The sequence below is a fragment of the Arthrobacter sp. 05T410 genome, assembly GCF_056396505.1.
Genome location: NZ_JBFTLP010000005.1, coordinates 138,151 through 160,744 on the forward strand (window position 1 = coordinate 138,151; position 22,594 = coordinate 160,744).

Annotated in this window: 17 protein-coding genes and 1 tRNA gene; 8 read left to right on the forward strand and 10 right to left on the reverse strand. The window is 67.7% G+C overall.

Translation table 11 applies throughout. The features are described 5' to 3' along the window. Window positions 1-2 precede the first annotated feature (2 nt). From prfA to argS, 7 genes are all read right to left on the reverse strand, one after another. Window positions 3-1,076 carry a peptide chain release factor 1 gene (prfA, locus tag AC1DFR_RS09405; protein ID WP_079554478.1) on the reverse strand — a complete coding sequence of 358 codons (1,074 nt, stop codon included), beginning with the start codon at window positions 1,074-1,076 and terminating at the stop codon, window positions 3-5. Window positions 1,077-1,387: 311 nt separating this feature from the next. After that, window positions 1,388-3,550, reverse strand: a complete 2,163-nt coding sequence (gene rho / locus AC1DFR_RS09410) for a transcription termination factor Rho (RefSeq protein ID WP_476873183.1) — start codon at window positions 3,548-3,550, stop codon at window positions 1,388-1,390. Between the two features lie 319 nt (window positions 3,551-3,869). Continuing rightward, window positions 3,870-4,856 (reverse strand): homoserine kinase, encoded by a 987-nt coding sequence (thrB, locus tag AC1DFR_RS09415; RefSeq protein ID WP_476857521.1) that lies wholly within the window; start codon window positions 4,854-4,856, stop codon window positions 3,870-3,872. 2 nt (window positions 4,857-4,858) lie between these two features. Next, entirely contained in the window at window positions 4,859-5,965 is a 1,107-nt protein-coding gene (thrC, locus tag AC1DFR_RS09420) for a threonine synthase (protein WP_476873184.1), read from the reverse strand. Next, window positions 5,966-7,282 carry a homoserine dehydrogenase gene (locus AC1DFR_RS09425; RefSeq protein WP_028276076.1) on the reverse strand — a complete coding sequence of 439 codons (1,317 nt, stop codon included), beginning with the start codon at window positions 7,280-7,282 and terminating at the stop codon, window positions 5,966-5,968. Continuing rightward, window positions 7,283-8,761 (reverse strand): diaminopimelate decarboxylase, encoded by a 1,479-nt coding sequence (lysA, locus tag AC1DFR_RS09430; protein WP_476873185.1) that lies wholly within the window; start codon window positions 8,759-8,761, stop codon window positions 7,283-7,285. 5 nt (window positions 8,762-8,766) lie between these two features. Next, entirely contained in the window at window positions 8,767-10,431 is a 1,665-nt protein-coding gene (argS, locus tag AC1DFR_RS09435; RefSeq protein ID WP_476873186.1) for an arginine--tRNA ligase, read from the reverse strand. Between the two features lie 196 nt (window positions 10,432-10,627). On the opposite strand from argS, the gene AC1DFR_RS09440 reads away from it, so the two are divergent. From AC1DFR_RS09440 to AC1DFR_RS09465, 6 genes are all read left to right on the forward strand, one after another. Further along, a complete protein-coding gene (locus tag AC1DFR_RS09440; RefSeq protein WP_476848838.1) occupies window positions 10,628-11,065 on the forward strand; it encodes an FMN-binding protein in 438 nt (145 codons plus the stop codon). 22 nt (window positions 11,066-11,087) lie between these two features. Next, complete coding sequence (locus AC1DFR_RS09445; protein WP_476848837.1) at window positions 11,088-11,960, forward strand: FAD:protein FMN transferase; 873 nt, start codon at window positions 11,088-11,090, stop codon at window positions 11,958-11,960. Next, window positions 11,957-13,558, forward strand: coding sequence for an FAD-dependent oxidoreductase (locus AC1DFR_RS09450; RefSeq protein ID WP_476873187.1), 1,602 nt, complete (start codon window positions 11,957-11,959; stop codon window positions 13,556-13,558). The genes AC1DFR_RS09445 and AC1DFR_RS09450 overlap by 4 nt, the downstream gene beginning before the upstream one ends. Window positions 13,559-13,740: 182 nt before the next feature. After that, window positions 13,741-13,813 (forward strand) — tRNA-Arg (locus AC1DFR_RS09455). Window positions 13,814-14,003: 190 nt separating this feature from the next. Next, a complete protein-coding gene (locus AC1DFR_RS09460; protein WP_476858842.1) occupies window positions 14,004-15,077 on the forward strand; it encodes a M4 family metallopeptidase in 1,074 nt (357 codons plus the stop codon). A gap of 44 nt (window positions 15,078-15,121) precedes the next feature. Next, entirely contained in the window at window positions 15,122-15,418 is a 297-nt protein-coding gene (locus AC1DFR_RS09465) for a protealysin inhibitor emfourin (RefSeq protein ID WP_230007827.1), read from the forward strand. A gap of 24 nt (window positions 15,419-15,442) precedes the next feature. On the opposite strand, the gene AC1DFR_RS09470 is transcribed toward AC1DFR_RS09465, so the two are convergent. Continuing rightward, a complete protein-coding gene (locus tag AC1DFR_RS09470) occupies window positions 15,443-16,408 on the reverse strand; it encodes a GlxA family transcriptional regulator (RefSeq protein WP_079554497.1) in 966 nt (321 codons plus the stop codon). Window positions 16,409-16,500: 92 nt separating this feature from the next. On the opposite strand from AC1DFR_RS09470, the gene AC1DFR_RS09475 reads away from it, so the two are divergent. Together AC1DFR_RS09475 and hrpA are read left to right on the forward strand one after the other, a co-directional pair. Beyond that, window positions 16,501-16,668, forward strand: a complete 168-nt coding sequence (locus AC1DFR_RS09475) for a hypothetical protein (RefSeq protein WP_230007826.1) — start codon at window positions 16,501-16,503, stop codon at window positions 16,666-16,668. Between the two features lie 179 nt (window positions 16,669-16,847). Next, window positions 16,848-20,888 (forward strand): ATP-dependent RNA helicase HrpA, encoded by a 4,041-nt coding sequence (gene hrpA, locus AC1DFR_RS09480; protein WP_476873188.1) that lies wholly within the window; start codon window positions 16,848-16,850, stop codon window positions 20,886-20,888. Window positions 20,889-20,936: 48 nt separating this feature from the next. On the opposite strand, the gene AC1DFR_RS09485 is transcribed toward hrpA, so the two are convergent. Next, complete coding sequence (locus AC1DFR_RS09485; RefSeq protein ID WP_476857530.1) at window positions 20,937-21,365, reverse strand: HIT family protein; 429 nt, start codon at window positions 21,363-21,365, stop codon at window positions 20,937-20,939. After that, window positions 21,362-22,546, reverse strand: a complete 1,185-nt coding sequence (locus AC1DFR_RS09490) for an NAD(P)-dependent alcohol dehydrogenase (protein ID WP_476873189.1) — start codon at window positions 22,544-22,546, stop codon at window positions 21,362-21,364. Before AC1DFR_RS09490 ends, AC1DFR_RS09485 begins: the two co-directional genes overlap by 4 nt. Window positions 22,547-22,594 lie beyond the last annotated feature (48 nt).

Sequence of the window (22,594 nt, forward strand, 5' to 3'; positions counted from 1 at the left end):
GCCTATTCGCCGATGGCGTCGAGCCGGGACTGCTCGTCCAATTCGATGGCCGACTGGATCACCGGTTCCAGGTCGCCGTTCATGACCTGGTCCAGGTTGTAGGCCTTGTAACCGGTGCGGTGGTCCGCAATCCGGTTTTCCGGGTAGTTATAGGTACGGATGCGCTCGGAGCGGTCCATGGTGCGGATCTGCGACTTGCGCTGCGCCGAGTTTTCGGCGTCGATCAGCTCCTGCTGGTGCGCCAGGATGCGGGCACGCAGCACGCGCATGCCGGCCTCACGGTTCTGCAGCTGCGATTTTTCGTTCTGCATGGCGACGACGATTCCGGTGGGAAGGTGCGTGATGCGCACTGCGGAGTCGGTGGTGTTGACCGACTGCCCGCCGGGACCGGAGGAGCGGTAGACGTCGATCTTGAGATCGTTCTGGTTGATCTCGAGCTCCTCGGGCTCGTCCACTTCGGGCAGCACCAGCACGCCGGCGGCCGAGGTGTGGATGCGGCCCTGGGATTCGGTGACGGGCACACGCTGGACCCGGTGCACGCCGCCTTCGAACTTGAGCCGGGCGTACACGCCTTCGGCCGGATCGTTCGAGCTGCCCTTGACGGCCATCTGGACGTCCTTGTACCCGCCGAGGTCCGACTCGGTGGCAGAGATGATCTCGGTCTTCCAGCCGCGGGATTCCGCGTAACGGCTGTACATCCGCAGCAGGTCCGCGGCGAACAGGGCTGCCTCGTCGCCGCCTTCGCCGCCCTTGACCTCGAGGATCACGTTGCGGGAGTCGTCCGGGTCGCGCGGGATCAGCAGCCGGCGCAGCTTGGCCGCCGCCAGCTCCAGCGCGGCCTCCAGCTCGGGCACCTCGGCCGCAAACTCGGGGTCCTCGTCCGCCATTTCCTTGGCAGCGGCCAGGTCATCGCGGATGCCTTCCCAGCGGTGGTAGGCCTCCACAATGCCGTTCAACTGGGCAGAACGCCGCCCCAGCTTCCGGGCCAGCCGCTGGTCAGCATAGACAGCAGGATCCCCCAGCTGAGCCTGGATAGAGTCGTGCTCATCCAACAGGCCCTGTACGGACTCAAACATTTTCAAACCTCTTTCGACTCTCTCAAGTCTAGTTACTGCAACGCGGGGTCACTTACCGCCCATTCCGGCGGCCCTGATGGGCCGTAGGTGACCCCGCGTTGCTCCGGCCAGGGGGTGGTGAGTTAAACCAGAAGCCGCTCAAAATATGCCGGCCAGGGAGTGCAGTCGATGACTCCCAACCATCGCAAGCTCGGGTTGGGGCCCTCGTCATCTCCCTTGCGGGCCTGCCGGAGCCGGGTGGCTAACGATCGCAGATCGTTGGCCACCCGGCGGAGGGGCGGGGCCGGCATATTTTGAGCGGCGAAAGCCAGCTACTTGTCGTTATCGGACTTCGCACCAAGCGTCGTCTTCTGCACCTGCATGAGGAACTCGACGTTGCTCTGGGTCTCCCGGATCTTGTTGGTCAGCAGCTCAAGGCTCTGCTGCGTTTCGAGTCCGGACAGGACGCGGCGCAGCTTCCACATGATCTTGACTTCCTCGGGGGAAAGCAGGTTTTCCTCACGGCGGGTACCGGACGCGTTGACGTCCACGGCCGGGAAGATGCGCTTGTCCGCGAGCTGGCGGGACAGGCGCAGTTCCATGTTGCCGGTGCCCTTGAACTCTTCGAAGATGACCTCGTCCATCTTGGAACCGGTCTCGACGAGCGCGGTGGCCAGGATGGTCAGCGAGCCGCCGTTTTCGATGTTGCGGGCTGCACCGAAGAAGCGCTTCGGCGGGTACAGCGCTGCGGAGTCCACACCACCGGACAGGATGCGGCCGGAGGCCGGTGCTGCCAGGTTGTAGGCACGGCCCAGGCGGGTCATGGAGTCCAGGAGCACCACAACGTCCATGCCCATTTCCACGAGGCGCTTGGCGCGCTCGATGGAAAGCTCGGCCACGGTGGTGTGGTCGTCGGCGGGACGGTCGAAGGTGGAGGCAATGACCTCACCCTTGACGGTGCGCTGCATGTCCGTGACTTCTTCGGGACGTTCGTCAACGAGCACCATCATGAGGTGGACCTCAGGATTGTTGGTGGTGATGGCGTTGGCGATGGACTGCAGGATGAGCGTCTTGCCGGCCTTCGGCGGCGAAACGATCAGACCGCGCTGGCCCTTGCCGATCGGGGCAACGAGGTCGATGACGCGCGGGCCGATCTTCTTCGGGTCCGTCTCGAGGCGCAGGCGTTCGGAGGGGTAGAGCGGGACGAGCTTCGCGAATTCGACGCGGTCCTTGAGCTCTTCCGGCGTCTTGCCGTTCACCGAGGTGACGCGGACCAGGGCGTTGAACTTCTGGCGGGCGGACTGCTGCTGATTCCCCTGCTGGGCTTCGCCTTCGCGCGGTGCACGGATGGCGCCGACGACGGCGTCGCCCTTGCGCAGGTTGTACTTCTTGACCTGGGCGAGGGAGACGTAGACGTCGTTCGGGCCCGGCAGGTAACCGGAGGTGCGGATGAACGCGTAGTTCTCGAGCACGTCGAGGATACCGGCGACCGGCAGCAGGACATCGTCCTCGGTGACCTCGACGTCGTCGACGTCGGGTCCCTGCTGACGCCCGCGGCGGCGGTCGTTGCGGTCGCGGAAGCGGTCGTTGCGCGAGGAGTTCTCGCGGCTGTCCTGCTGGCCCTGGCGGTCACCGCGGTCGTTGCGGTCACGACGGTTGCGGCGGTTCCGGCGGCTTCCGCCGTCAGAATCATCGCTGTCGCGGGTGTTTTCGCGGGTGCCGGCCGAGTCGTCGCGGCCGCCACGGGTGCGGGTGTCACGGCGCTGGCCGTCTTCGCTGCCGGGCTCGCGCTGTTCGGTGCGCTGTTCAGTACGCTGTTCGCGCTGTTCGGTGCGCTGTTCACGCTGTTCGCGCTGTTCAGTGCGCTGTTCACGCTGTTCAATGGCGGGCTGTTCGGCCTGGGCCTCGACGGCGGTCTGGCCGGCCTCGGTGGCCTGGGCTGCGGCTTCGCCGCGGCGGCGGTTGCGGGTGCGCGGCTGCCTCGTGCGGTCGCTGCCTTCGGTCCCGGAAACGGCAGAACCGGATTCGCCAGTCGCGGAGGCGCCGGAGTCGGTGGAAACCGCGGGGGCTTCAGCCGGGGCGGCGGCGGGTGCCTCAACGGCGGGCGCCGTGACGACTCCGTCGCTGCCTGCGCGGCGGCTGCGGCCACGGCGGGCGCGGGGGCTTTCCTGGGCGGGGGCGTCATCGGCGGCGGGCGCTGTTGCGGGCGCAGCTGCCGGGGCCGCTGCGTGGGACACAGTGCCGTTGTCGCTCGCCTTTTCGGCAGCGCGGGCCGGAGCCTTGCTTACCGGGGTGCCTGCGCGGTGGGCGGAAATGGCCGTGACCAGATCACCCTTGCGCATGCGGGAACCGCCGGAAATGCCCAGCTGGCTGGCGAGGGCCTGGAGCTGGGCGAGCTTAAGGCCTGCAAGGCCGCTGCTCTTGGCGGGTGCTGCCGTTGATTCGGCAGCAGAAGATGTATCCACAGCCGGAGACAGCTCAGTGGTTTCGGTCACGAAGGATCCTTCCCCCTCGACGGCGTCCAGGCTAAGAGCTGGACGCGGTGATTTGATCTGGGCTGCAGTTCAGATCTGCAGCCGGGATTTCGGCCTTGCCGGATGTATATCGGCCAGCAGGGCCGGATATTGCTTCACCATGCACGATCCGAGAAATGAGGAACGGCGGGCTGAGTTTCAGGGGGCAGATCAATTCTGCTGATTCCTGCGTCAGACCGAAAGCAGGTGGCACCGGAAAATATTGCGCAGTGAAAGATGAGAGAGGCTACGTGGCCAACATCGCGGTCTTACAACGGTTAAAAATTTACCGCCTGCGTATTTACCGCCGGTGCACTTCCACTTTAGCACCTTCAACGTCCACGGCCAGCTTCATCACGCGCCAGCCCACTTCCGGCGTGTTGCCCGCGGTGTGGGCGCCGATGAAGTCCACAACCTCACGGGCTTCCGCTTCGCCGTTGGCCAGGACCAGCACGGTGGGTCCGGCGCCGGATACGACGGCGGCGTGCCCTGCCCGGCGCAGCGCGCCGATCAGTTCCGCGCTGGGCCGCATGGCCTCGGCGCGGTAGCTCTGGTGCAGGTAGTCCTCGGTGCCGGGCAGCAGGAATTCCGGGTTCGTGGTCAGGGCATGGATCAGCAGGGCGGCGCGGCCGGAGTTCATGGCCGCGGCATGGTGGCCCACCGAGGCGGGCAAAAGGGCCCGGGCGGCCTCAGTGGAGAGCTCGTAGTCGGGCACAGCGACCACGGGGATCACCGAGGCCGCCACGGACGCGCACGTGCTGCTGTACTGGTCACTGTCCTGCCATGACAGCGCCAGTCCGCCGAAAATGGCGGGTGCAACGTTGTCCGGGTGGCCTTCCATTTCGCTTGTGAGCTGCAGGATCCAGTCGCGGCCACGCCGGGAGGCCTCCGGAACCAGGGCATTGGCGGCGCTGACGGCCGCCACCACGGCCGAGGCCGATGAGCCCAGGCCCCGTCCGTGCGGGTTGACGTTGTCCGCCGTGATCCGCAGGCCTTCGTGCCGGAACCCAAGGCGGTGCAGGGCCTCGGTCAGGGCCTTGACCACGAGGTGCGTCGCATCGCGGGGCAGGGACTCGGCACCCTCGCCGCTGAGCTCGAATTCAAGTTCACCGCTGGCCAGGGTTTCCACGGTCAGCGTGTCATGCAGCGAGAGGGCCAGGCCGAGGCTGTCGTACCCTGGGCCCAGGTTGGCGCTCGTGGCCGGGACACGCACGGTGACCAGCTGGCCCGCCGGAACAGCCGGGGAGCCGGCAGCTGACTCGGCCGGGACGGTGACGGTTGTTTCCAACGTTATTTTTCTTCCAGTCCCAGTGCTGCGGCGACGGTGACGACGTCGTTGGAGACCTTGACCGGCTGCACGTCACTGCCGTCCTCCGTGCGCAGGGCCCACTGCGGGTCCTTGAGGCCGTGACCGGTCACCGTGATCACGATCGTCTTGCCTGCCGGCACCTCCCCGGCCGCGTGCTTCTTGATCAGCCCGGCGACGCCGGCAGCGGAGCCGGGCTCCACGAAAACGCCTTCCCGGGCGGAGAGCCACCGGTGCGCGGACAGGATTTCCTCGTCCGTGACGGCCTCGATCACGCCGCCGGATTCATCCCGGGCCGCCACGGCGGTGTCCCAGGAGGCCGGGTTGCCGATCCGGATGGCGGTGGCAATGGTGTCGGGCTCGGTGATGGGGTGGCCGGCCACGAAGGGCGCCGCCCCTGCGGCCTGGAAGCCCCACATGACGGGTGTCTTGGTGGACACGGCGGGCAGCGACCCGGCGGTGGACGACTCAAACGCCGCAGCGTATTCCTTGTAGCCCTTCCAGTACGCGCTGATGTTGCCGGCATTGCCCACCGGGAGCACGTGGAAGTCGGGGGCGTCGCCGAGCGAATCCACCACTTCGAAGGCGCCGGTCTTCTGGCCTTCGATCCGGGCCGGGTTGACGGAGTTGACCAGGAACACCGGGTAGGACTCGCCGAGCTTGCGGGCGATGTCGAGGCAGTCGTCGAAGTTGCCGTCCACCTGCAGCAGCGTGGCCCCGTGCGCGACTGCCTGGCTGAGCTTGCCCATGGAGATCTTGCCCTCCGGGACCAGCACCGCGCACTGCAGCCCGGCCGCCGTCGCGTAGGCCGCGGCGGAGGCGGAGGTGTTGCCGGTGGAGGCGCAGACCACGGCCTTGGCGCCGGCAGCCACCGCTGCCGTCATGGCCATTGTCATGCCGCGGTCCTTGAAGGAACCGGTCGGGTTCATGCCTTCGACCTTGAGGTATACGGTGCTGCCGGTCAGCTCGGAGAGGTGGCGGGCGTGCACGAGCGGGGTGCCGCCCTCGCCCAGGCTGATGACCTTGGTCGCTTCCGTGACAGGAAGACGGTCGGCGTATTCGCGGATGACACCGCGCCATTGGTGAGCCACTTAGACTCCTTCTACCCGGAGTACGGATGTGACGGAATTGATGACGTCCAGGCGCCTGACGGCCTCGACGGTTGCTGCAAGTGCGGCTTCGCGTGCACGGTGTGTCACGATCCGCAGCTCGGCCGATTCCACGTTGGAGTCGGCGTCGCGGTGAATGGTCTGCCGCATGATTTCGATGGACACGCCGTGCTCCGCGAAGAGCTGCGCGATCCTGGCCAGGACACCGGGCTGGTCCGCGACGTCGAGTCCGATGTAGTAGCTGGTGACGGCCGCGTCGATGGGCAGCGATGGCACGTGCCCCGTGGTGGTTTCGGTGCGGCCGGGGCCGCCCAGGACAATGCGGCGGGCCGCGGAGACGAGGTCGCCCAGCACGGCGGACGCCGTCGGGGTGCCGCCGGCACCCTGGCCGTAGAACATGAGCTCGCCGGCGTTCTCGGCTTCGATGAAGACGGCGTTGAATGCACCGCGGACAGCGGCGAGGGGGTGCTCGCGGGGCAGGAGCGTGGGGTGTACACGGACCGAGACGCCGGTTTTGCCGTCCTCGTCAACCAGTTTCTCGGCAATGGCCAGCAGCTTGATGACAAAGCCGGCTTCCTTGGCGGCGGCGATGTCCGCCGCGGTGACCGACGTGATGCCCTCGCACGAGACGTCTTCCAGGGCGAACCGCGTGTGGAAGGACAGTGAGGCGAGGATCGCGGCCTTGGCGGCGGCGTCGTAGCCTTCGATGTCGGCCGTGGGGTCGGCTTCCGCGTAGCCCAGGCGCTGGGCCTCGGCCAGCGCGTCGGCGAACTGCGCGCCGGTGGAGTCCATCTGGTCGAGGATGAAGTTGGTGGTGCCGTTGACAATCCCGAGCACCCGGGTGATCCGGTCGCCGGACAGGCTGTCGCGGATGGGCCGCAGGATGGGGATGGCGCCGGCCACGGCGGCCTCGTAGGACAGCTGCACCCCGGCCTTGTCCGCTTCCTCGTACAGTGTGGGGCCGTCCTGGGCCAGGAGCGCCTTGTTGCCGCTGACAACACAGGCACCGTGCCGCATGGCGGTCAGGATCAGGGTCCGGGCCGGCTCAATGCCGCCCATGAGTTCAATGACGACGTCGGCGTCCTTGACGAGGACTTCGGCGTCAGTGGTGAACAGCTCCTGCGGCAGCTCGACGTCGCGCTTGGCATCGAGGTTGCGCACCGCGATGCCCTGCAGTTCCAGCCGGGCGCCCGTGCGCGCGGCCAGGGCGTCGGCGTCGTCAATGAGAATCCGCGCAACCTGGGCCCCAACGTTGCCACAGCCCAGCAGGGCCACTTTCAGGGTTCGCAATTCAGACATTCAGACTCCCATGTCGCGGTTGAGCAAATCTTCTTCGGTTTCCCCGCGGACAATGAGCCGGGCAGATCCGTCGCTGACAGCGATAACGCCCGGCCGGGCCAGATAGTTGTAGTTGCTTGACAGGGCCCAGCAGTAGGCGCCGGTCCCCGGTACAGCAAGCAGATCACCGGCTGCCACGTCCTCGGGCAGATATACATCTCTAACAACTATGTCGCCGCTCTCGCAATGTTTGCCCACCACTCGGGACAGCTGCGGCGCCGCGTCGGAGCTCCGCGAGGCGAGAATCGCCGAATAATCCGCGTCGTACAGCACCGGCCGGGGGTTGTCGCTCATCCCGCCGTCCACCGACACATAGCGGCGCGGGTGCGTAACGTCCCCGGCTCCGTCGTCGCCGGCCGCGGCACCAGCATTGGCCGGGGTATCCACCCGGACGGTCTTGAGCGTGCCGACCTCATACAGCGTAAAGGTGGTGCTTCCGACGATCGCGCGGCCCGGTTCGATCGAAATCCGGGGGGCGGTTATGCCGAGGGCAGCGCATTTGGAACGGACGACGGCGGCCATCGCCTGCGCGATTTCGGCGGCCGGGCGCGGGGTGTCCACGGGGGTGTAGGCGATGCCGTAGCCGCCGCCGAGGTCAAGCTCGGGCAGCACGATGGAGTACTTCGACTGCATCGCTGCCAGGAAGTCCAGCAGCCTCTCGGCGGCGAGGGCGAAGCCGTCCGGTTCGAAGATCTGCGAGCCGATGTGGCAGTGCAGGCCCAGCAGTTCGATGCTGGCGTGCCCGGTGGCCGCGGCCACGGCTTCCTCTGCGGCGGACAGTCCGGCCTGGTCCGTGGAGTCCCCGGCCATGGACAGGCCGAATTTCTGGTCCTCGTGGGCCGTGGCGATGAATTCGTGGGTGTGGGCGTGCACTCCGGGGGTCAGCCGCAGCATGACCCTGGCGGTGTCGCCCCGGTTGGCGGCGATCGCCGCGACGCGTTCGAGCTCATCGAGGCTGTCCACCACGATCCGTCCCAGCTGCATGTCCAGCGCCCGGTGGATTTCGCCGTCGGACTTGTTGTTCCCGTGCAGGGCGACGTCGGCGCCGGGGATGCCGGCGCGGAAGGCCACGGCGAGTTCGCCGCCGGACGCCGTGTCCAGGCGCAGCCCCTCTTCCTCGACCCAGCGGACCACGGAGGTGCACAGGAAGGACTTGCCGGCGTAGTAGACGTCCACTCCCCCGCAAATATCGGCGAAGGCGTCGTTGAAGGCGTCGCTGAACGCCCGGGCCCGGGCGCGGAAGTCGGTCTCGCTCAGCACGAACAGCGGCGTGCCGTACTGGCGCTGAAGCTCACTGACCGTCAGCCCCTCGATGGTGAGCTCGCCGTCGTCGTTGCGCGCAACACCGCCCGCCCACAGCGGTTCGTGGAGGGCATTGAGGTCGGCGGGGACCTCGAGCCAGTCCGGGGCGAGCGGGGACTGTCCTGAATTTGCGCTCATGGCGGTCACATCCGTTCCGGCGCCGAGACGCCCAGCAGTTCCAGTCCGTTGGCCAGCACCTGGCTGGTGGCGTCATTGAGCCACAGCCTGGTGCGGTTGGTGTCGGTGATGGGTTCCTCGCCCTGCGGCGCCACGCGGCAGGCGTCATACCAGCGGTGGTAGGCGCCGGCGATCACTTCGAGGTGGCGGGCCACGCGGTGCGGCTCGCGCAGCTCGGCGGCCTTGGCCACGATCGAGGGATAGCTGCCCAGGTGCGAGAGCAGCTCGTTTTCGGTGGGGTGCTCCAGCAGGGCGGCGTTGAAGCTGTCTATGCCGTCCACACGGCGCTCCACGCCGGCGGCCACGGCGTTGCGGGCGGCGCCGCGGGAGCGGGCGTGGGCGTACTGGACGTAGAACACCGGGTTTTCGTTGCTGTGCTTCTTCAGCAGCTCCGGGTCCAGCGTCAGCGGCGAATCGGCGGGGAACCGGGCCAGCGAGTAGCGGACGGCGTCCTTGCCGAGCCAGGAGATGAGGTCCTTGAGCTCGATGATGTTGCCGGCTCGCTTGGATAGCTTGGCGCCGTTGACGGAGACTAGCTGACCGATCAGGACCTCGATGTTGACCTCGGGGTCGTCCCCGGCGGCTGCCGCGATGGCCTTGAGCCGGTTGATGTAGCCGTGGTGGTCGGCGCCGAGGAGGTAGATCTTCTCGGTGTAGCCGCGGTCCTTCTTGGACAGATAATAGGCGGCGTCGGCGGCGAAGTACGTGGGCTCACCGTTTGCGCGGACCATCACGCGGTCCTTGTCATCGCCGAAGTCGGTGGTGCGCAGCCAGACCGCGCCGCCGTCGTCGAACACGTGGCCCTGTTCGCGCAGGCGGGCGACGGCGTCCTCGATCGCGCCGGCGTCGTGGAGCTCCTGCTCGGAGAAGTAGACATCGAAGTCGACACCAAACTCGGCCAGCGTCTGCTTGATGTCATGCATCTGCGCCTTGTAGGCGGCGCCCCGGATCACCGGCAGGGCCGCCACTTCGGTGAGTTCGCGGATGTCCGGGTGTTCGGTGAGCACCTCGTGGCCGAGGTCCGCGATGTACTGGCCCGGGTAGCCGCCCTGGGGCACGTCCCGGCCGTGCAGCCTGGCGAACACGGAGTTCGCGAACACGTTCATCTGGGAACCGGCGTCGTTGATGTAGTACTCGGCAGTGACGTCGGCACCGGAGGCCCGGAGGACGCGGGCGATCGCGTCGCCGAGGGCGGCCCAGCGGGTGTGGCCGATGTGCAGCGGGCCGGTGGGGTTGGCCGAGACAAACTCCATGTTGACCACGTGCCCGGCGAGCGCGGTGTTGGTGCCGTAGGCCGCACCGGCCTCGACGATCGCCTTGGCGAGGGCACCGGCGGCAGCGGCGTCCACGGTGATGTTCAGGAAGCCGGGGCCGGCGATGTCCACCGCGGACACGCCGTCGATCGTTTTGAGCCGGGCGCTCAGGACGGACGCGAACTCCCGCGGGTTGGTGCCCGCCGTTTTGGCCAGCTGGAGGGCGACGTTGGTGGCCCAGTCCCCGTGGTCCCTGTTCTTGGGGCGCTCCACGCGCACCTCATCCGGGATGTCGGCCGCGGAGAGGGCTATGTCACCGGCGGCGACGGCGTCCTTCAGGCAGGCGGATATGGCGAGGGAGAGTTCTTCTGGGGTCACAGTTCTAGCCTACCGGTGGGCCCGGAGTGCGGCGGAATCTGGCACCCGGCATGACGGCGGGGCCGGTTACGGGAATACCCAAGGTCTTCGATGCCTCGCACCAAGGGTGAACCGTTACCCTGAATTCAACGTCTGCAACCGTGTCAGTGCCTCCACATTGTTCGCTGTCCGATCCCCGCAAAGAATCGAGTCCCGCATGAATACCGCCTTCCGCAAAAGCGTCCTCGTCGGCATTGCCGGCCTCTCCGTGGCCGGAACTGCGGCTGGCTGCGCCCCTTCTGCGCAGGCCCCGGCCGCAGAGGCCGCGCCGCCCGCAGCTTCCGGGACCGCCGGTACCGGTTCCTACAAGGACGGCACGTACAGCGCCGACGGGAACTACACCTCCCCCAACGGCACTGAGACCGTGGGCGTGGAGCTGACGCTGGCCGGCGGTGCCGTGTCCGACGTGAAGATCACGCAGCACCCCTCGAATCCGAACACCCGAAAGTTCCAGGGCGAGTTCGCCGGCGGCATCCAGTCCCAGGTTGTTGGCAAGAAGCTCGACGAGATCAAGGTTTCCAAAGTGGCCGGATCCTCGCTGACCAGCGGCGGCTTCAACCAGGCCGTGGCGAAGATCAAGTCACAGGCCCAATAGCGCAACAAGGGACAGAGGAATCGTGGCGCATCCGGGCTGGGCGCATTTCAGCTTTGACGGGATCGGGACCCGCTGGGAGATTTCCACCCCGTCCCGGCTCTCCGGCGAGCTCCGCCGCGGCCTGCTCGCCACGGTGGCGGAGTACGACGCCGCGTGGTCCCGGTTCCGCCCCGATGCGCTCATTGCCGACGCAGCCCGGACGCCTGGCCGCATTGAGCTGCCCGCCGAAGGGGCCGCCCTGGGCGAGCTGTACGGCACCCTGTACCGGCTCACCGGGGGTGCGATGACCCCGCTCATCGGCGGGAGCCTGGAGCGCCTGGGCTACGACGCCACCTACACCCTGCGCCCGGGCGGTGCGCCGCTTCCCGCGCCCCGGTGGGAGGATGCGCTGGACTGGCAGGGCACCGCGCTGACCACCACGGTTCCGGTGGTGATCGACGTCGGCGCGGCCGGAAAGGGCCAGCTGGCCGATCTGCTCTCCGCCCAGCTGCGGGACGGCGGCTGCGCCGGGCATTTCATCGATGCCAGCGGGGACCTGCTGAATCCGGGGCCGGATCCGGTGGCGGTTGCCCTCGAGCACCCCTACGATCCCACCCGGGCAATCGGCACCGTCCAGCTGGGGGCCGGTGCCCTGTGCGCTTCCGCCGCCAACCGGCGCGCCTGGGGCGACGGGTTCCATCATGTCCTGGACGGCACCACGGGAGCTCCGGTGCGTACCGTTGTCGCCAGCTGGGCCATGGCCGGGACCGCGATGGTGGCGGATGCGCTGGCCACTGCGTTGTTCTTTGTCGACGGTCCGCGGCTGGAGCAGGAGTTCGATTGCGCCTGGCTCACGGTTTATGCGGACGGGCACGCGGAATATTCAGCCGACTTCGAAGGGGCCCTGTTCTCATGACTGCCATCACCACCACAGCCCTCGGCTCGAGGCTGGACACCGCCTTGGGCCGGCTCACGATGTACCGGCTGGTGCTGTGGGTCCTGGCCGTCCTGGCCGGCTACAGCCTGCTGCTCAATGTGCTGGGCTGGCTGACGTTCGGGCTGCCGGAAATGCTGGCCCACCTTGCCCTGTGCCTTGGCCTGACGTACGCCTCCAGCCAGGGGCTGGCCGCACTGTTCCATGTGCGGCCGCACACGGAATCCTCACTCATCACCGGCCTGCTGCTGTACTTCCTTTTCTGGCCGAGCGAGCTTTTCTGGCCCAGCGAGCCAACCCAGGGCCTCCAGCTGGCGGAGATCGCCGGCGTCGCCCTGGCCTGCGTACTGGCCTCGGCCTCGAAGTATGCGCTGGCCTGGCGCGGCCGGCACATCTTCAATCCGGCCGCGGCCGGCGCGTTCCTGGCCGGGCTGACCGGGCTCAACATTGCCACCTGGTGGGCCGCGACGCCGGCCATGCTCTGGCTGGTGCTGCCAGGGGTGCTGCTGGTGCTCTACCGGACCCGGAAGTTCGCCATGGCCGCCGTATTCGCCGTGGTTGCCGTGTCCATCGTGGCCGCCGATCTGCTCCAGGCCGGGATGAATCTCCCCGAGGCCCTGTGGCAGACGCTCGCGCAGCGGCCGGTGCTGTTCTTCGTCGGGTTCATGCTCACCGAGCCGCTCACCCTGCCCCCGCGGCGCTGGCAGCAACTGGCGCTGGCCGCCGTCGTCGGGGCCCTGTTTGCCGTCCCCTACAACCTGGGGTTTGTGGCCAACTCCCCCGAGCTGGCGCTGCTCGCGGGCAACGCGCTTGCCTTCGCCGTCGGACAGCGGGGCGGGGTCCGGCTGGCGTTCGTCGCGAGCCGTCCGCTGACGCCCACGACGACGGAATTCAGCTTCCGCCCGGAACGTCCGGTGCGCTTTGCTCCCGGACAGGCCCTGGAGCTCCACCTGCCCCCGGACACGGCCGGCGACGCTCGCGCCGCCAGGGGCGATGGAAAGGGTGACGGCAAGGGAATCCGGCGCGTGTTCAGCCTGACCAGCGCCCCCGGAGCCTCCCTGCTGACGATCGGGGTGGGGACGGCCGAACCGGTGTCCTCAGCCAAGCGATCGCTGCTGTCCCTGGCACCCGGCGCCGGGCTCACCGCCACCACGGTGAGCGGCGACTTCGTCCTGCCCCGGGACCCGGCCACCCCCGTGCTGCTCGTCGCGGCCGGAATCGGGATCACCCCGTATGTGGCCCAGCTGGCCGGGGCGTCGGCCGGAAACCCGGCCGGGGACCGCGACGTTGTCCTGCTGTACCTGGCCAAGAGTGCCGCCGAACTGGGCTACGCCGAGGAGCTCCAGCGCTCGGGGGCGCGCATCGTGGCCCGGCTGGCCGACGGTTCGGCGCCGCCGGCCAACATGGAGGACGCAGGCGCCGGAAGAATTGACGCGGCGGCCCTCAAGGACCTGGTGCCGGACATCGGCGGCCGGGAAGTCTTCATCTCCGGCTCGCCCGCCAGCGTGCGTTCGCTGCGGGCCGCGGCGCGTGGCGCGGGCGCCCGCCGGGTCCATGTGGATACGTTCACCGGCTACTGACGCCGCTACTGAGCGGACCGGCCAATCCGCGGGATCGGCCAAGCTGCGGACCCCGCACATAGGCCGCGCTGGACCGAAACTTGACTCCACAAATGAGCGACCGTTTTCCATGGTTTTCCGTTGGAGGCCACCTTCCTGCTAAGCTCTAGGACGTCCCGCCGGTAACGGCAGGAACCCTGACTGCCCTCGTAGCTCAGGGGATAGAGCGTCTGCCTCCGGAGCAGAAGGTCGTTGGTTCGATTCCAATCGAGGGCACAAAATACCGGCATCGCCGGCAAACCCCGCTGTTTCATTGAAACGGCGGGGTTTTTTGTGCCCAGAATCCCGCCAAAAGATCGCGGAAATCCAGCGGCTTTGCCCCTGCCGATTGTCGGTGCTCCCTCGTAGGCTGTTTTCATCGGTGGCGGGCTACCCTGCCGGCTCCGAAGCATGAAGGGGGTCTCAAGTGTTCTTCTCAACTGTGTACTGTTCCATCGTTCCGCCCTATTTGCTCCGCAGGCTGGCCGCACAGCAAAAGCCGGAGCTCTCCAGGGCCGCCCACGGGGCAAAGCAGGCCCTGCAACACGTCCCGGGGTTCCAGGCCTCCCGCGCAGTGCCCGGGCCCGGCAGCCGTCCGGGCCTGCGGGAACTCAAGCCGTCCCCGCCGGAACGGACGGTCTACGACGCCAAGTCCACCGAGAAGCTGCCCGGCAGCGTGGTCCGCAAAGAAGGCGAACCGCCCACCGGCGATCCCGCCGCCGACGAGGCCTATGACGGGCTGGGGCACACCCACCGCCTCTACGCCGAGGCCTTCGGACGCAATTCGATCGACGGCAAAGGCCTGCACCTTGATGCCACGGTCCACTACGGCCGCCTGTACGACAACGCATTCTGGGACGGCCAGCAAATGGTCTTCGGCGACGGTGACGGCCAGGTCTTCGGGCGGTTCACGAAATCCCTGAGCGTCATTGGCCACGAGCTCACCCACGGCGTGACCCAGTACTCGGCCGGGCTGGTCTACCGCAACCAGGCCGGCGCCCTGAACGAATCGATGTCCGATGTCTTCGGTGCCCTCGTTGAGCAGTACGTGCGGAAGCAGTCGACGGCGGAGGCCAGCTGGCTGATCGGTGAAGGCCTCTTCACGGACCAGGTGCAGGGGGCCGCCTTGCGTTCCATGAAGGCTCCGGGAACGGCATACGACGACGACGTGCTCGGCAAGGACCCGCAGCCGGACTCGATGGACGGCTACGTGCGCACAAGCGCGGACAACGGCGGCGTGCACATCAACTCCGGCATCCCCAACCGCGCGTTCTGCCTGGTGGCCACCGCCCTCGGCGGCAATGCCTGGGACGCACCGGCACAGATCTGGTACGAGACCCTGACGGGCGGCAAGCTGTCCCCCACCGCCACGTTCGGTGCCTTCGCCAAGGCAACAGCCGCCTCTGCCAAGGAGCTTTTCGGCGAGGATTCCAAGGAACATGACGCCGTGCGCTCCGCGTGGGAAACTGTGAAGGTCAAGCTCCCGGGAGCCCGACGATAAGCCCAGGCCCCTGCAGATCCGAGTCCGATGAAGGTCCGAGTCCGATGAAGATAACTGTCCAGCGCAGTGGCGGCGTGGCCGGAATGAAAAGGACGTGGACCGTCCGGCCCGAGCCGCCCGAGGACACCGACCGGTGGCAGCCGCTGATTGAGGCCTGCCCCTGGGACGACGTCGCCGGGACCAGCGGGACATCCGGCCAGCCGGACCGGTTCATGTACAGCATCCGGGCCGATCAACGGCGGGCGGTCCTGCCCGAGCGTGAACTGACGGGCCCGTGGCGCGACCTCGTCGAATGCGCACGGGCCGCGGCCGAGGAATCGGCGCCGCCGGGCTTTGCCTAGACGCTCCTGCCGGGCCGGGGCCCGCTACGCCGTGGCCAGGTGCCCGCGGAACGTGCGCCGGTAGGACTGCGGGCTGGTGTCCAGCGCCTTCGTAAAGTGGTGCCGCAACAGGACCGAATGTCCGAAGCCGGATTCCCTCGCGATTTCGTCGATATTGAGCTCCGTGGTTTCCAGCAGCTCCTGGGCACGGAGCACCCGTTGGGAATTGAGCCAGGCCGCCGGGGTGGCCCCCGTTTCCGCACGGAAGCGCCGCGCAAATGTCCGCGGCGACATATGGACCCTGGCCGCCAGCTCGTTGACTGCGTGTTCCTCGTCCAGGTGCCGGACCATCCACTGCAGCAGCTGCTCCATGGGTTCCGAGCCGCACTGCGGAATGGGCCGGTCGATGTATTGGGCCTGGCCGCCGTCCCGGTGCGGAGGGACCACCATGTCCCGGGCGATGGCGGCGGCCACCTTGGCGCCGAACTCCACGCGGACCAGGTGCAGGCAGGCATCGATCCCCGCGGCCGTGCCGGCACTCGTGATGATCCGGCCGTCCTCGACGTAGAGGACATTTTCATCCACCAGCACGGCCGGGTATCGGCTGGCCAGTTCCTGGGAGTAATGCCAGTGCGTGGTGCATCGGCGGCCATCGAGCAGGCCTGCCCGGGCCAGGGCAAAGGCACCGGAACAAATGGACATCACCCAGGCGCCCCGGGCATGGGCCGCCCGCAGCGCCTCCAGGACGGATTCGGGAACGTCCTCGTCCCGGCCGTACGGCGCCATCACCACCAGGTCGGCGTCGGCAGTTGCTTCCAGCCCGAGACCGACGTGCATGGACAGGCCGGACTTGAGCGGGACGTCGCCCGGCTCGGGCGCGCAGACGCGGAAATCGAACGCGGGCACGCCGTTTCCGCGGTCCGAGCGGTCGATGCCGAAGACCTCGAAAGCCGTCGCGAACTCGAAGATCGAGAAGTTGGGAACCACGATCATTGCCACTGATTTGATCATGATTTCATCCTGACAGAACAGTGGCAGAAATTATAGCTTTTTGGGCATTTCTGCCACTTCTTTTAGTTCTTGGACCGGAGAACCATAGAGGTATGGAACTCCTCGGAATCGCCGTCATCGTCCTGATCATCGCCGGCCTCGCAGCCACCATCTCCGCCCTGCGGAAGGACGGCCTCGGTCACACCCCGCCCGTCCGCTCGGAAGAGTACTGGATGGCCCGGGACCTGCCGAGCGTCAACTACACCCTGCGGAACTTCTAAGTCCGCGCACGTTTTGCCCACACGCCCATCGGGCCCGGCCCATCAAGCCGGGCCCTCACTATGCGCCGGGCCTGAAGCAGCAACGGAACAGCCCGGCCGCAGCAGCCGGACCCGATAGAAGGACCGCACAGCCGCCGCCACCCCAGCGGACAGTCCACCCCAGTAGACTGTCTCCAGCCATGACATTGCATATTTCCTACCCCGCCGAGCTGCCGGTCTCCGAGCGCCGCGAAGATCTTATGGCCGCCATCGCGGCCAACCAGGTGACCATCATCGCCGGCGAGACCGGCTCGGGTAAGACCACCCAGATCCCCAAGATGTGCCTTGAGCTCGGCCTGGGCGAGAACGGGCTGATCGGCCACACCCAGCCCCGCCGTCTCGCGGCCCGCACCGTGGCCGAGCGCATCGCGGAGGAACTCGGCGTCGAAATCGGCCAGGAAGTCGGTTTCCAGGTCCGCTTCACCGGCGAGGTCAGCCGGTCCACCAAGGTCAAACTCATGACCGACGGCATCCTGCTGGCGGAGATCCAGCGCGACAGGCTGCTGCGCAAGTACAACGCCATCATCATTGACGAGGCGCACGAGCGCAGCCTCAACATCGACTTCATCCTCGGCTACCTCAAGCGCATCCTGCCGCAGCGCCCGGACCTGAAGATCATCATCACCTCGGCCACCATCGATCCGGAGCGCTTCGCCAAGCACTTCGGCAGCGACGAGGAGCCCTCCCCCATCATCGAGGTGTCGGGCCGGACCTTCCCGGTGGAAATCCGCTACCGGCCGCTTTCCCAGCCGGCCGGCGGCGCCGAAGATGGAGCCGGAGAAGGTGCCGCGGCGGACGACGAACTCGAGGAGGACCGCGACCCGCTCGATGCAGTGTGCGACGCCGTCGACGAGCTCGCCTTGGAAGCCCACGGCGACATTCTGATCTTCTTCTCCGGCGAGCGCGAAATCCGCGACGCGGCGGAGGCCCTCAACGCCCGCATCCAGTCCAACCGGCGCCTCGCGGGCACCGAGGTCCTTCCCCTCTTCGCCCGGTTGAGCCTGCAGGAGCAGCACAAGGTTTTCCACCCCGGCAGCAAGCGCCGGATCGTACTTGCCACCAACGTCGCCGAAACCTCGCTGACGGTCCCCGGCATCAAGTACGTGATCGACACCGGCACGGCCCGGATCTCGCGCTACTCGCACCGGACCAAGGTCCAGCGCCTGCCGATTGAGCGCGTCTCCCAGGCTTCGGCCAACCAGCGCTCGGGCCGCTGCGGCCGCGTTTCCGACGGTATCGCGATCCGGCTGTACTCCGAGGAGGACTTCGAGTCGCGGCCGCTGTTCACGGATCCGGAGATCCTGCGCACCAACCTCGCGGCCGTCATCCTGCAGATGACCGCCATGGGCGTGGCCCGCGGACCGAAGGACGTGGAGAACTTCCCGTTCGTCGAGCCGCCGGATTCGCGCGCCATCAACGACGGCGTCAGTCTCCTGCGCGAGCTCGGCGCCCTGACCGCCGCGCGGCAGGAGCCAACGGACGACGGCGGGCAGCGCGACGGCGGGCAGCGCCGCGGTTCCGGCCGTCCCGGAAGCGGGCTCACCGCCGTCGGGCAGCAGTTGGCCCAGCTGCCGGTGGACCCCAGGCTCGGCCGGATGATCGTGGAGTCCGGAAAGCGGGGCTGTGTCCGGGAGGTCATGATCCTGGCCGCCGCGCTCACCATCCAGGACCCGCGCGAGCGTCCAACAGACAAGCAGCAGCTCGCCGCGGAGAAGCACGCCCGCTTCCGGGACGAGAACTCGGATTTCACCGGTTACCTGAACCTGTGGAACTACCTGCAGGAGAAGCAGCAGGAACTGTCCTCCACGGCGTTCCGCCGGCTCTGCCGCAACGAGTTCATCAACTACCTGCGGGTCAGGGAGTGGCAGGACCTGTTCGCCCAGCTCCGCCAGCTGGCCCGCCCGCTGGGCATCAGCCTGGACAACAAGCGCCTTGCCGATCCGGTGGGCAACCACGACGGCATCCACATCAGCCTGCTCTCGGGGCTGCTGAGCCACGTCGGCATCCTCGACGAGCGCAAGCGCGAGTACGCCGGAGCCCGCGGCAGCCGCTTCGCGATTTTCCCGGGTTCGGCACTGTTCAAGAAGTCACCCACGTTCGTGATGGCCGCCGAGCTCGTGGAGACGAGCCGGCTCTGGGCCCGCGTCGCGGCGAAGTTCGATCCGCTCTGGGCCGAACAGGTGGCCCCCGACCTGGTCAAGCGCAGCTACAGCGAGCCGCACTGGTCCAAGAAGATGGGCGCGGTGATGGCCCACGAAAAGGTCACGCTGTACGGCGTGCCCATCATCCCGAGCCGGCGGATCAACTACGGCAAGGTGGATCCGGAGCTCTGCCGCGAGCTCTTCATCCGCCATGCCCTGGTTGAAGGCGACTGGCAGACCCACCACAAGTTCTTCCACCGCAACCGCGCGCTGCTGCACGAAGTCGAGGAACTCGAGGCCCGGATGCGGCGCCGCGACATCCTGGTGGACGACGAGACACTCTTCGAGTTCTACGACGCCCGGATCGGCGCGGAGGTCGTCTCGGAGCGGCACTTCGACAAGTGGTGGAAGGACGCACGGCAGCAGGATCCCACGCTGCTCGACTTCGACCAGTCCCTGCTGATCAGCGAGGACGCCGCGGCCCTGGACGATTCGGCCTATCCCAAGACCTTGTTGCACAAGGGCTTCGAGCTGCCGCTGAGCTACGAGTTTCACCCCGTGGCGCCCGGTTCGCCGCCAAATCCATCCGACGGCGTCACCGCCGAGGTGCCGGTGCTGTTCCTGAACCAGCTCGACGATGCCGCGTTCCGCTGGCTGATCCCCGGGCAGCGCGTGGAACTCGTCACGGCGCTCATCAAGTCGCTGCCCAAGCAGATCCGCAAGAACTTCGTTCCTGCCCCGGACGTGGCCCGCCAGGCCGTCGCGGCACTGGAAGCGGACTTCGATCCCGCCACGGACGAGCTCGAACCGTCGCTGGAACTGGTGCTGCGCCGGATCCGCGGACAGGTCATTCCGCCGGGCTCCTGGAACTGGGACGCCGTCCCGTCGCATTTGCGGGTCAGCTTCCGCGTGGTGGATTCCCGCGGCAAGTTGCTGGATGAGGGCAAGGACCTGAACGCGCTGCAGGAGCGGCTGGCCCCAGCCACCCGCCGGGCCATCGCGGAATCCCTCGGTGCCACCCCGGGCACCACGGCACCCCAATCCAAGGGAAATGCCGCGGCGAAGGCGAAAGCCGGCGCGAACGGCAAGGATGGCGCGCGTTCATCACGGGCCGGCACGTCCCCGTCGGCCGCCCTGGCCGCTGCCGCAGCCGCGGCGCCGGGCGGGTTCACCGAAATGTCCGGGCTCAAGGACTGGACCTTTGGAACCGTCCAGCGCCAGGTCCAGGGAACCGTTGGCGGGCACACCGTCACCGGCTATCCCGCCTTGGTGGATGAGGGAACGTCCGTGGCGCTGCGGCTGTTCCAGACGCCGTCGGAACAGCAGGAAGCCATGCGCGGCGGGGTCATCCGGCTCCTGGCCCTGAAAGTGCCGCCGCCGGACCGCTATGTCCTGGAGCACCTGAACAACACCGAGAAACTGACGTTCAGCCAGAACCCGCACGGTTCCGTGGCCGCGCTGATCGCCGACTGCGCCCTGGCCGCCATCGACAAACTCACGCCGGCCCCGCTGCCGTGGGACGAGGCCTCCTTCAAGGCACTCTACGAGAGCGTCCGGGCGGAGCTGATCGACACCGTCTTCACCGTCACCGCCGTCGTCGAACGCATCCTGGCCAGTACCCGCCGGATCGAAAAGCAGCTCAAGGGCACCACGAGCCTGGCCCTGATCAGCGCGCTCAACGACGTCAAGAGCCAGCTCGAGCAGCTGGTGTACCCGGGTTTCGTGGCACGCACGGGCTACGCCCAGCTCAGCCAGCTGCCCCGCTACCTCACGGCCATCGAAAAGCGCCTCGAGAAGCTGCCGGGCAACGTGCAGCGGGACGCCCAGCACATGGCCGCGGTCCAGGCCCTGGAGGACGACTACGACGACGCCGCGTCCGCGCTGCTGCCCGGGCGGCGGGCGGGCGCGGAGTTAACCCACGTGCGCTGGATGATCGAGGAACTGCGGGTGAGCCTCTTCGCCGTCGAACTCGGGACCGCCTATTCGGTGTCCGAAAAGCGTATCCGGGCCGCCCTTAACAAAGTGCTGGCGCCGGCGTAGACCCCTGAGGGTGCTGCGCCGGCGCCAGCACTGGCGGCCGGGCGGGACCTAGGCGGCCGGGACGTGCTCCGCGTGGCCGGCCGTGCGGAGGCCTTGGCGGAGCTTCTCCGCGTTGGCGTCCAGCCTGGCCGGATCCGGGTGCTGGTCCACGGAGCCGAAATCAAAGTCCGCCATCGAGTTCGATGGCCACACGTGGACGTGCATGTGGTTGATTTCGTAGCCGGCCACGATCAGCCCGGCCCGGGCGGCGTCGAACACCTCCACCTGGACCGCGCCGATCTTGCGGGCAACCTCCATGACCCGGCCGAGGACCTCGGGCGAGGCATCCGTCCAGCGGTCCACTTCCTCGGTGGGCACCACGAGGGTGTGGCCGTCGGCCAGCGGGCCCATGGTCAGGAACGCCACGACGCCGTCCTCGCGCCAGACGAAGCGGCCCGGGATCTCGCCGTTGATGATTTTGGTGAAGAGAGTGCTCATGCGTCCGCCTTTTCTGCCGGGGACCCCAGGGTACTGACGTCCAGGACAAAACGGTACTTGACGTCGCCTGCCACCATGCGGTCGTAGGCTTCGTTGAGCTGGTCTGCGCCGACCACCTCAACGTCGGACACCACGCCGTGCTCGGCGCAGAAGTCCAGCATCTCCTGCGTCTCGGCGATGCCGCCGATCAGCGAACCCGCATAGGCGATCCTGCGCCGGATCAGCACCCCGGGGTTGACAGGCGGCATCGCTTCGGCGGGCAGGCCCAGCTGGAACAGCACACCGTCCAGGCCCAGCGTGCGGAAGTAGGGGTTGAGGTCGTGCGGTGCGGCGACAGTGTCGATAATGACGTCGATGCTGCGGTTCGCGGCTTCCATCGCGGCCGGGTCGGTGGAGAGGATGACGTCGTCGGCGCCCAGCTCGCGCGCTGCGGCGAACTTCTTCTCCGACGTCGTGAAGACCTTGACCTCGGCCCCCATGGCCTTGGCGATCTTGACGGCCATATGGCCGAGACCGCCCAGTCCGACGACGCCGACGACGTCTCCTTCCTCGACCTCGAAGTGGTTCAGGGGCGAATATGTGGTGATGCCGGCGCAGAGCAGGGGCGCCGCGGCGGCGGGGTCCAGTGCTTCCGGCACCCGCAGGACATAGTGGCGGTCCACCACGATCGACGTGGCATACCCGCCTTGAGTGATGGCGCCGTCGTTGCGGGCATCCTTCGCCCCGTAGGTTCCCACCGCGGCGTTTTCGCAGTACTGCTCGAGGCCGTCCAGGCAGCTGTCGCACTCGCGGCAGGAGTCCACGATGCAGCCCACGCCCACGCGCTCACCCACCGTGAAGTCGTCGACGGCGGAACCGAGCCGGGTGACCCGGCCGACGATCTCGTGGCCCGGGATCAACGGGTAGGTGTCGCCGCCCCATTCGCCCCGGGTGGCGTGCACGTCCGAGTGGCACAGTCCGCAGAATTCGACGGCGATCTCGACGTCGTCCGCCTTCGGCGCCCGTCGGGACACGGTCAAGGGAACGAGCCCGCTGTCCGGTGAGGTGGCACCATACGCAGCAGCGAGTGTGGGGCCGGCGTTCTGCGCGGCGCTGTCCGCGGTGGCGGATTTGGTGTCTGTGGTGTCCAAATCCGGCAACGGCTTGGCAAGGGGCGGGGGTACGGGACGTCCAGGTGTCATACGTTGACGCTACCCCCGGTCCCGGGATGTATTCCACTTTGGGGTGGC

Coding starts and splice junctions, on each gene's coding strand:
- prfA (WP_079554478.1), bottom strand. CDS start 1,076: ATGTTTGAGTCCGTACAGGGCCTGTTGGATGAGCACGACTCTATCCAG.
- AC1DFR_RS09425 (WP_028276076.1), bottom strand. CDS start 7,282: ATGTCTGAATTGCGAACCCTGAAAGTGGCCCTGCTGGGCTGTGGCAAC.
- lysA (WP_476873185.1), bottom strand. CDS start 8,761: ATGAGCGCAAATTCAGGACAGTCCCCGCTCGCCCCGGACTGGCTCGAG.
- AC1DFR_RS09440 (WP_476848838.1), top strand. CDS start 10,628: ATGAATACCGCCTTCCGCAAAAGCGTCCTCGTCGGCATTGCCGGCCTC.
- AC1DFR_RS09450 (WP_476873187.1), top strand. CDS start 11,957: ATGACTGCCATCACCACCACAGCCCTCGGCTCGAGGCTGGACACCGCC.
- AC1DFR_RS09465 (WP_230007827.1), top strand. CDS start 15,122: ATGAAGATAACTGTCCAGCGCAGTGGCGGCGTGGCCGGAATGAAAAGG.
- AC1DFR_RS09470 (WP_079554497.1), bottom strand. CDS start 16,408: ATGATCAAATCAGTGGCAATGATCGTGGTTCCCAACTTCTCGATCTTC.
- AC1DFR_RS09475 (WP_230007826.1), top strand. CDS start 16,501: ATGGAACTCCTCGGAATCGCCGTCATCGTCCTGATCATCGCCGGCCTC.
- hrpA (WP_476873188.1), top strand. CDS start 16,848: ATGACATTGCATATTTCCTACCCCGCCGAGCTGCCGGTCTCCGAGCGC.
- AC1DFR_RS09485 (WP_476857530.1), bottom strand. CDS start 21,365: ATGAGCACTCTCTTCACCAAAATCATCAACGGCGAGATCCCGGGCCGC.
- AC1DFR_RS09490 (WP_476873189.1), bottom strand. CDS start 22,546: ATGACACCTGGACGTCCCGTACCCCCGCCCCTTGCCAAGCCGTTGCCG.